This is a genomic window from Mesorhizobium sp. CNPSo 4670, assembly GCF_057784235.1.
Map to the genome: position 1 here is coordinate 744,372 of NZ_JBWJFQ010000001.1, position 8,294 is coordinate 752,665.

Annotated in this window: 10 protein-coding genes; 3 read left to right on the top strand and 7 right to left on the bottom strand. The window is 63.1% G+C overall.

Features of this window, described 5'->3' with window-relative positions:
- Positions 1-17: 17 nt before the first annotated feature.
- Positions 18-653: an HD domain-containing protein gene (locus AC0ZT5_RS03375; protein WP_488495249.1), complete on the bottom strand. Its 636-nt coding sequence runs from the start codon at positions 651-653 to the stop codon at positions 18-20.
- Positions 653-1,510, bottom strand: a complete 858-nt coding sequence (gene ygfZ, locus AC0ZT5_RS03380; protein ID WP_488495250.1) for a CAF17-like 4Fe-4S cluster assembly/insertion protein YgfZ — start codon at positions 1,508-1,510, stop codon at positions 653-655. The genes AC0ZT5_RS03375 and ygfZ overlap by 1 nt, the downstream gene beginning before the upstream one ends.
- A gap of 73 nt (positions 1,511-1,583) precedes the next feature.
- On the opposite strand from ygfZ, the gene AC0ZT5_RS03385 reads away from it, so the two are divergent.
- Positions 1,584-2,915, top strand: a complete 1,332-nt coding sequence (locus AC0ZT5_RS03385; protein WP_488495251.1) for a dihydroorotase — start codon at positions 1,584-1,586, stop codon at positions 2,913-2,915.
- Between the two features lie 34 nt (positions 2,916-2,949).
- Here the strand turns inward: AC0ZT5_RS03385 and AC0ZT5_RS03390 are convergent, their stop codons facing one another.
- From AC0ZT5_RS03390 to AC0ZT5_RS03405, 4 genes are all read right to left on the bottom strand, one after another.
- Positions 2,950-3,735, bottom strand: coding sequence for a hypothetical protein (locus AC0ZT5_RS03390; protein WP_488495252.1), 786 nt, complete (start codon positions 3,733-3,735; stop codon positions 2,950-2,952).
- Between the two features lie 70 nt (positions 3,736-3,805).
- The gene (locus AC0ZT5_RS03395; RefSeq protein ID WP_008874920.1) at positions 3,806-4,063 is read right to left on the bottom strand and encodes a hypothetical protein; all 258 of its coding nucleotides are present in this window, start codon (positions 4,061-4,063) and stop codon (positions 3,806-3,808) included.
- A gap of 339 nt (positions 4,064-4,402) precedes the next feature.
- Positions 4,403-4,780 carry a TIGR02301 family protein gene (locus AC0ZT5_RS03400; protein WP_095086530.1) on the bottom strand — a complete coding sequence of 126 codons (378 nt, stop codon included), beginning with the start codon at positions 4,778-4,780 and terminating at the stop codon, positions 4,403-4,405.
- Positions 4,781-4,871: 91 nt separating this feature from the next.
- On the bottom strand, positions 4,872-5,279 hold the full coding sequence (locus AC0ZT5_RS03405) for an NUDIX hydrolase (protein ID WP_488495253.1): 408 nt from the start codon (positions 5,277-5,279) through the stop codon (positions 4,872-4,874).
- Between the two features lie 131 nt (positions 5,280-5,410).
- On the opposite strand from AC0ZT5_RS03405, the gene AC0ZT5_RS03410 reads away from it, so the two are divergent.
- Positions 5,411-6,172, top strand: a complete 762-nt coding sequence (locus AC0ZT5_RS03410) for an SOS response-associated peptidase (RefSeq protein ID WP_488495254.1) — start codon at positions 5,411-5,413, stop codon at positions 6,170-6,172.
- 73 nt (positions 6,173-6,245) lie between these two features.
- Here the strand turns inward: AC0ZT5_RS03410 and AC0ZT5_RS03415 are convergent, their stop codons facing one another.
- Entirely contained in the window at positions 6,246-6,401 is a 156-nt protein-coding gene (locus AC0ZT5_RS03415) for a hypothetical protein (RefSeq protein WP_111549195.1), read from the bottom strand.
- Between the two features lie 391 nt (positions 6,402-6,792).
- On the opposite strand from AC0ZT5_RS03415, the gene cysS reads away from it, so the two are divergent.
- The gene (cysS, locus tag AC0ZT5_RS03420; protein WP_488495255.1) at positions 6,793-8,226 is read left to right on the top strand and encodes a cysteine--tRNA ligase; all 1,434 of its coding nucleotides are present in this window, start codon (positions 6,793-6,795) and stop codon (positions 8,224-8,226) included.
- Positions 8,227-8,294 lie beyond the last annotated feature (68 nt).

Consider the following 8,294-nt stretch of genomic DNA (forward strand, 5'->3'; position numbering starts at 1 on the left):
GGTTAATTTAGCGTTTTTCAGCCGATCGCGGGTACTGGAACCTGGTGGCGCGACTTCTCGATTGCCGAAAAGCGCTTCAGGAACGCATTTTGCGCTGAGGTCACCGATCGTGGCGTGAAATCGAAGCGATCGGCATTGAAACCGCGCGGCCGGCCGAAGAACTCGGTCGCCTCGGCGGTCGAAAAACCGGCAAGCAACGTTGCTTCGAAATAGGCGGCGATCTGGTCGGCGCGTTTGATCTCCTTGCGCAGTGCCGCGGCTGGTTCCGGCGGCAGCGAGAAGCGCAGATGGATGGCGCGCTGCAATCGCAATTCACAGTCCTTGTAGCTGCCGCCCATCACCGATTTGAACGGCGAGATCATGTCGCCGATGACATATTCGGGGGCATCGTGCAGCAGCGCCGCCAGCCGGGCGTCGGCCGAAGCCGCAGGCACGAGGTCGCAAAACAGCGCCTCGACAAGCAGCGAGTGCTGGGCGACCGAAAAGACGTGCTCGCCTCTGGTCTGGCCGTTCCAGCGGGCAACGCGGGCGAGCCCATGCGCAATGTCCGAAATCTCGATGTCGAGCGGCGAGGGGTCGAGCAGGTCGAGCCGGCGGCCGGACAGCATGCGCTGCCAGGCGCGTGGCGGCGCGCCGACGCGATCGGCCGCCATCAGGCCTCCTCCGCACTGACGGCTTCCTGCGGAAAGCTGAACTTCGCCCATGCGGGGATGGCCACGACAACCGGCACGTCGCCCGCCATGATCGGTTGGCCGGCGTCGAGCGCCGCCTTGACCCTGTCGATGCGGGCAATGGCGAGCCCGATCGTGCCGGCGTTCGAGCCAAGCGTGCCGACGGGCCGCCCCTCGACTGTCAGTTCGGTGCCCGCGGCGGGCAGGGGAAGTCCAGCCTGGACGATCAGCACGCGCCGCCTGGCCGTGCCGCGATGCTGCATGCGCGAGACAACCTCCTGGCCGACATAGCAGCCCTTCTTGAAACCGACACCGCCGGTTTCGTCCAGCAGCACGTCGTGCGGGAAGGCGTCTCCAAGTTGGTAGTCGCTGCCGGATTCGGCAATCCCGCTGGCGATGCGGGAGGCCTGCCATGCGGCAAGGTCGCTCCGCTCATCCGCTTGGCCATAGGAACGCGTGACGGCGCCGTTCGCAAAGCGCGTATCGGCCGCCGTTGAATCAGATTGTGAGGTGGTTGACTCAACTCCCCATGCGACGGTGACAAGCGCCTGATCCGCTTTGGCAATCTCGACCTTGGCGCGCAGCTTGTAGAGCGTCAGCCGGCGTATGAAATCATCTGAAATGTCGGCACGGCATTCGAGCCTGAATGCATTCTCGCCGGCACGCGAGATCAGGAAATCGAACAGGATCTTGCCTTGCGGCGAAAGCAGCGCGCCCGGTTTTGCTTGGCCCGGTGTCAATATGTCGAGATCGGTGGTTAGGATGTTCTGCAAGAAATGCTCGGCATCGGGGCCCGAGACGGAGATGAGTGCGCGGTCTTTGAGCTGGGCATAGGGCATTGGCGAAAGCAGCCTGATCTTGCAAAACGGTCGGCCTTTACGTAAGCCGCTGGCACTCCCCCCGCAAGAGAGCATGGCCATGACCTACGACCTCATCCTGACAGGCGGCACAGTGGTCAACCATGACGGCGAAGGGGCTCGCGACGTCGGTGTGAAGGACGGCCGCATCGCTGCTATCGGCGATCTCGGCCACGCCTCGGCCGGCGAGACGATCGACTGCCGCGGCCTGCACATCCTGCCGGGTGTCGTCGACAGCCAGGTGCATTTCCGCGAGCCGGGACTGGAGCACAAGGAAGATCTGGAGACGGGTTCGCGGGCGGCGGTCCTGGGCGGCGTCACCGCCGTGTTCGAGATGCCCAACACCAATCCGCTGACCACCAGCGAGGCAGCGCTTGCCGACAAGGTCCGCCGCGGCAGTGGTCGCATGCACTGCGATTTTGCCTTCTGGGTTGGCGGCACCCGCGAGAATGCGAAAGACGTCGGCGAGCTCGAGCGGCTGCCGGGTGCGGCCGGGATCAAGGTTTTCATGGGTTCGTCCACCGGTGACCTGCTGGTCGAGGACGACGAGGGCGTCGCCTCGATTCTGAGGAATACGCGCCGCCGCGCCGCCTTTCACTCCGAGGACGAGTTCCGGCTGCGCGAGCGTCTGGGCGAACGCATCGAGGGCGACCCGTCATCGCACCCGGTCTGGCGAGATGAGATCGCCGCGTTGCGCTGCACCGAGCGGCTGGTGCGCATCGCGCGCACTGTTCGCGCCCGCATCCATGTCCTGCACATCTCGACGGCGGAGGAGATTCTGTTCCTCCAACAGCACAAGGATGTCGCGACCTGCGAGGCGACGCCGCATCACTTGACCTTGTCAGCTGACGATTATGCGCGACTCGGCACGCTGATCCAGATGAATCCGCCGGTGCGCGACATCAGACACCGCGATGGCGTCTGGCATGGCATAGCGCAAGGCATCGTCGATGTGCTCGGCTCCGACCACGCACCGCACACACTTGCCGAGAAAGCCAAACCCTATCCGGCCTCGCCGTCGGGGATGACCGGTGTACAGACGCTGGTGCCGATCATGCTCGACCATGTCAACGCCGGCCGGCTGACGTTGCAGCGCTTTGTCGACCTGTCCAGCCACGGTCCGCAGCGGATTTTCGGCATGGCGAGAAAGGGCCGCATCGGCGCCGGCTACGACGCCGATTTCACCATTGTCGATATGAAGCGACGCGAGACCATCACCAACGCGCAGGCAGGCTCGAAAGCCGGCTGGACGCCCTATGATGGCAAGCAAGTGACCGGCTGGCCGGTAGGCACCGTCATTCGCGGCCGCCGCGTCATGTGGGAAGGCGAGATCGTGGCGCCGGGCCAGGGCAGGGCGGTGGAGTTTTCCGAGGCATTGCCTCGCTAGGCCCCCAACCTCCCGCAAGGCGGGCCAAAAAGGCTCAATCGCCGGCGACGAAGAATGTCCACTGTCCGGTGGGCGTGATGCCGACGCGGTAGAAGATGTAGGCGCCGAACTGCTTCATGTCGTCGAAATCGCCCGCGGTGACGATCTTGAAAAGTTCGACCCGTTGCTTGGCGTCGAGCTTGTCCAGTGGCAGCGCGAAGAAATACGGCCACACATAGAGTTCTTCGGGCTTGCCGGCATCGAGGTGGACGTAGCCGGCGCTCAGCACCTCTTCCAGGATGGCCAGGATCTCCTGGCCGTCCGGATCGCCGGAGAGACCCTTGAGGAAGGCGATGGCGTCGCCGTCTATATCGGTCAGCGACAATTGTGTCGTGCTGTCGCCCGTGCCGATCAAAGGCCGCAGCTTTTCGATGTCGCCGCCTTTGCAGGCTTCGACGATCAGGTCGTGCATCCGCCGTACCGGTTCCGGCAGCCTGCCGAGATCGTAGACGACCTCGGGCACTGGCGTTTCCGGATCGACGCGCGGCCTGGTCACGCCGCCACCGCTCGGCGGGCTGTCCGGCTCGGCTTCGTCAGGGCCAGCCGGTTTGCTGGTTGGAGGCGGCGTTCCTACTGGGTCGGGCATTGGCACGGTGCTTCCCGGCGGCGACATGTCGTCGTCCGCAGGCGGCGTGACGGGTGCGGGGAGCTCTTCGCGCTTGATCTCGCTCAGCGCATAAGCGGGGCTGCTGACGAGAACCAGGGGAATCGCGGCACAGCCAGCGGCGAAGCAGATGTAGAGGACCAAGCCAACCGGCTTGCCTGACATCGAAAAACTCACTGCCCGTTTCTCCCTGCTTCCGGGCATGACGCCCGAGCGGCAATCTGCCGTCAAAGAACCGGATGTCGGTTCAGTGCCGCAGCCGTTCAGGTTCGAAGGCGCCAGCAATCACCTTTTCACGCATACGGTCGAGCAGGGCAAGCGCCGAGGTCTCGCCATTGGCACGCAACATCTCGCCGAACGCCGTCTCCAGCGCTGCCTCGGCAATGATCTCGGGCTCTATGCCGGCGGAGAGACCTTCCGCCCAGGCTTCGCTGTGGCTTTCCACGGCGGTCAGGCGCTTCTCTTCCCTGACCAGCGCGTCGATGTCGTTGACACCATGTTCCATATGCGATGTCCACCCTTTCAAGCGGCGATCCGTCGATGTGGATCAGGCTTGATCTGTTCATTTCACACGCAGGGTCAATTAAGTATTTGTAAATACGACATTTTTTTGATCGTTTTTTACAAAGCCCGATTGCCGTGCGCGAAGCTGCGTTCAACTCGGGACAAACTTAGCCGATTAGGGCGGCCTGCGGGGCGAAAACCTTCAGTTTGAGTTAATTCCGCATTCGCGCGGTAAGGTTTCATTAAGACTGTTGCAGAAGTGCCACACGAGGATTGCACCAAGATGTCACCTGGCACAAGTCGGAGGTCCGAATATCTGTGGATGGGCAGTTCGGAATGCCTAGTTGCCATAACGCGAGGCGATGTCGCGCGACAGCGTCTCGCCTTCCTTCATATAGCGGCTGATGGCTTCGGTGGCCGAGGGGGTGCACTGCGTGTAGGTGCCGCCGAAGGAGCGGTAGCCGCGATTGAAGCTGGCGATGAAGCGGGCGCGCCGCTCGGCGTCCGGATTTTCCGAATCGAGGAGCTTCTGCATCTCGACACGCCACTGGTCGCCTTTCTCACCGCACAAATTGCGCAGGAAATGCAGCGATCCCAGAACTTCCGCCAGCCGCATCAGCCCGGGCTCGAACGGCGATTCGGCACTGAGCGCCGGCCGCGTCGAGACGGCCGAGCTAACGGCCAGGCATACGGCGAGGAGCAGGGATGGACGGTTCATAAGCTCTCTTGGCCAAATAGCATAAGTCTTTGTGGCGAAACAATTTGTCGCCCGCAAGGCGATTTTCAGGGGTGCAGCCCGACGTCTGCGCCTAGGCCAACAAGTCTTGGGCTACGGCAAGGACCGAGCCGGCAAGTGGCAGCCCTGCCATCTCGCTGAGCGTATAGAAGGCGGCTGTCTCGGCGTCGTCGCTGGCCACCGCCTCGCCGCCGGCATAGGCGGCTCCGAACACTGTCAGAAGGTAATCGACCGGGTGGCCGTCATCCCTGCCGTCGATGTGGATTTCCCGAAGCGGGCGGTAGTCGGTGGCGTGCAGGCCGGTTTCTTCCAGCAATTCGCGCTTTGCCGCGGCCTCGAGCGTCTCGCCCGTCTCGACCTTGCCGCCCGGAAAGGCATAGAGCCCTTGCGATGGCTGCCGCGCCCGCTTGACCAGGAGCGCGGTGTCGCCGCGCACGACGGCCACCGAGACGGCCGGAAGTGTCTTGCGAGCTTCGTTCATGGATTCCCGATCAGGCTCATCTGAAGGCAGGTCTGTTGTGGACCGCCCAGCATGGGGAAGCTTTGGCGATTGCGCAACGCCGGTTCCATCGCCACTTTCAAGCTGAACCAGCCGAAGGGTACCAGTCGACCATGTGCGGACGTTTTGCCTTGACCGCGACACCGGATCGGACCGCCGCCTTTCTGGGCGTGGCGGGGCTTGAGGATTTCCCGGCGCGCTACAACATCGCGCCGACGCAGCCGATCCTGGTGGCGATCGCCGGTGCTCCGCGGGCGCCGGGCTCCAATCTGCCGGACCGCCAGCCGATGCTGGTGCGCTGGGGGCTGATCCCGACCTGGGTGAAGGACACCAGGGAGTTTCCGCTGCTTTTCAACGCACGCTCCGAAGGGGCCGCCGAAAAGGCTTCGTTCAAGGCCGCCATGCGCCATCGTCGTGCGCTGGTGCCGGCTTCCGGCTTCTATGAGTGGCGGCAAACCGGGGGCAAGAAGGGGCAACCTTACTGGATACGGCCCAGGCATGGCGGGGTGGTCGCCTTTGCCGGACTGATCGAGACCTATGCCGAGCCGGGCGGTTCGGAAATGGACACCGGCGCCATCCTGACCGTCGATGCCAATGCCGACATCGCCCATATCCATGACCGCATGCCGGTGGTGATCGATCCCAGCGACTTTGCCCGTTGGCTGGATTGCCGCACGCTCGAGCCGCGCGATGTCGCCGACCTGTTGCGGCCGGCGCAGACTGATTTCTTCGAGGCAATTCCCGTGTCCGACCTCGTCAACAAGGTCGTCAACACCGGACCGGAGATTCAGGAGAGGGGCGAGATCGGGCCGGAGCCCGGGAAGGTCAGGCGCCAGAAGCCTGGTGCGGACGACAGTCAGATGACGCTGTTTTAGAGGCGCATGTCCGCTTTAGAGACGCATGTCAGCGCTATGTTGCCGGCGCCTTCGGGGCCGGTCGCGCACCAGTTCAAGCAGCGCGAGGCGATACGATCTTCTGCGCCGGCTTTTTCTTCTTCGCGGTATGGAGAAGGGCGGCGACGATCGCTGCCGGGCCGATGGCGCGGTAGTGGTTGGCCAGCGCCGGTTGCTTGGCGCGGTTGGATTCCTGCTTGGTTCGGGGCATGTCTCTCTTCCCAGGTAACATTTTCGTGTCTGCCGTTTGATAGCCGATTCTGACCAAATCGTGACGCCTGCTGAACTAGTCGACGAATGTTTCATCACTGTGCCGACATGTTTAATAAAATGTTTCTGCGCGCCTTTACCTGTGATCCAACGACGTTTTTGCCGAAACTGGCGACTTGACGGCAACACCTGCCAAGGCGATAAAGCCGCCCATGAAAACGCCTTTCGCCATTTGTGGCATTTGCATTATTGGCTAGCCTCGCGCTGGTCCGGACGTTTTCGCCTCATCTTCCCCAGATTGGACAAACGCCCCGGCCAGCAGGCTGGAGTCTGTTTTGCGCCTCGACGGGCGCCCGGCTCCGGTCAAAACATAACGAACCGGGAAGGCACGAATGTCTGACGCATCGCATGGCCTGCGCCTCTACAACACGCTGACGCGGACGAAAGAGGATTTCGTCCCGATCGATCCGCTCAATGTGCGCATGTATGTCTGCGGTCCGACGGTCTACGACTTCGCCCACATCGGCAATGCCAGGCCGGTGATCGTCTTCGACGTGCTGTTCCGGTTGCTGCGCCATCTCTATGGCGAGACGCACGTCACCTATGTGCGCAACATCACCGACGTCGACGACAAGATCAACGCGCGCGCCTTGCGGGACTTCGGCAGCGAGATCGCTTCCGGCACGCTCTCGCTCAACGAGGCGATCCGGCGGGTCACCGAAAAGACCGCTGACCAATTCCACAAGGATGTGGCCGTTCTCGGCTGCCTGGAGCCGACGGTCGAGCCGCGCGCCACCGAATTCGTCGAGCCCCGCGCTGATGGCAAGGCCGACATGATCACCTTGATTCAAAGCCTGATCGGACGCGGCCATGCCTATGTCGCGGCGGGTGAAGTGCTGTTCGACACGGCCTCGATGCCGGACTACGGACAATTGTCGAAGCGCAATCTCGACGAGCAGCAGGCCGGCGCTCGGATCGCCGTCGACGCGCACAAGAAAAGCCCGCAAGATTTCGTGCTGTGGAAGCTGTCGTCACCGGAAGAGCCGGGCTGGAACAGCCCGTGGGGCAGGGGCCGGCCGGGCTGGCACATCGAGTGCTCGGCGATGTCGGCCGCCTATCTCGGCGAAGTCTTCGACATTCATGGCGGCGGCCTCGACCTGATCTTCCCGCACCATGAGAACGAGATCGCCCAGTCGCGTTGCGCCCATGGCACCGACGTCATGGCCAACATCTGGATGCACAACGGCTTCCTGCAGGTCGAGGGCCAGAAGATGTCGAAGAGCCTCGGCAATTTCTATTCGATCAACGAGTTGCTGGAGACGGAGACCTTTGGCGGCCGCAAATGGCCGGGCGAGGTGCTGCGGCTGGCAATGCTGATGACGCATTATCGCGAACCGATCGACTTTTCCGTGCGCAAGCTGGAGGAGGCCGAAAACATGCTGCGCAAATGGAAACGGGCGGCGGATCTTGCGCCGGCCGCGGGGCAGTTGCCGGTGGAGGTCATCGATGCGTTGTCGGACGATCTCGCCACGTACGCCGCTTTCCAGGTCCTGACGCAGTTGGCCGGCGAGGCCGTGGACGGCAACGACGCGGCGGCTTCGCTGAAGGCGTCGCTGCTGTTCCTCGGCTTCGATGTCGCCTCGGCCGACATTGATGAAGGTGGTGTTGCCAAGGCGATCGCCAATCGCCTCGCGCTCATCGCGTCGAAGAACTGGGCCGAGGCCGACCGCATCCGCGACGAACTGCTGGCACAAGGCGTACAATTGAAGGACGGCAAGGACCCCGTCACCGGAGAGCGCGTGACAACGTGGGAGGTGAAGCGGTGAGGGTGGCGCTGAATACCAAGTTGGCGAAAGCGCCTGTGACAGCCGATCTCCCCCCTTGCGGGGGAGAT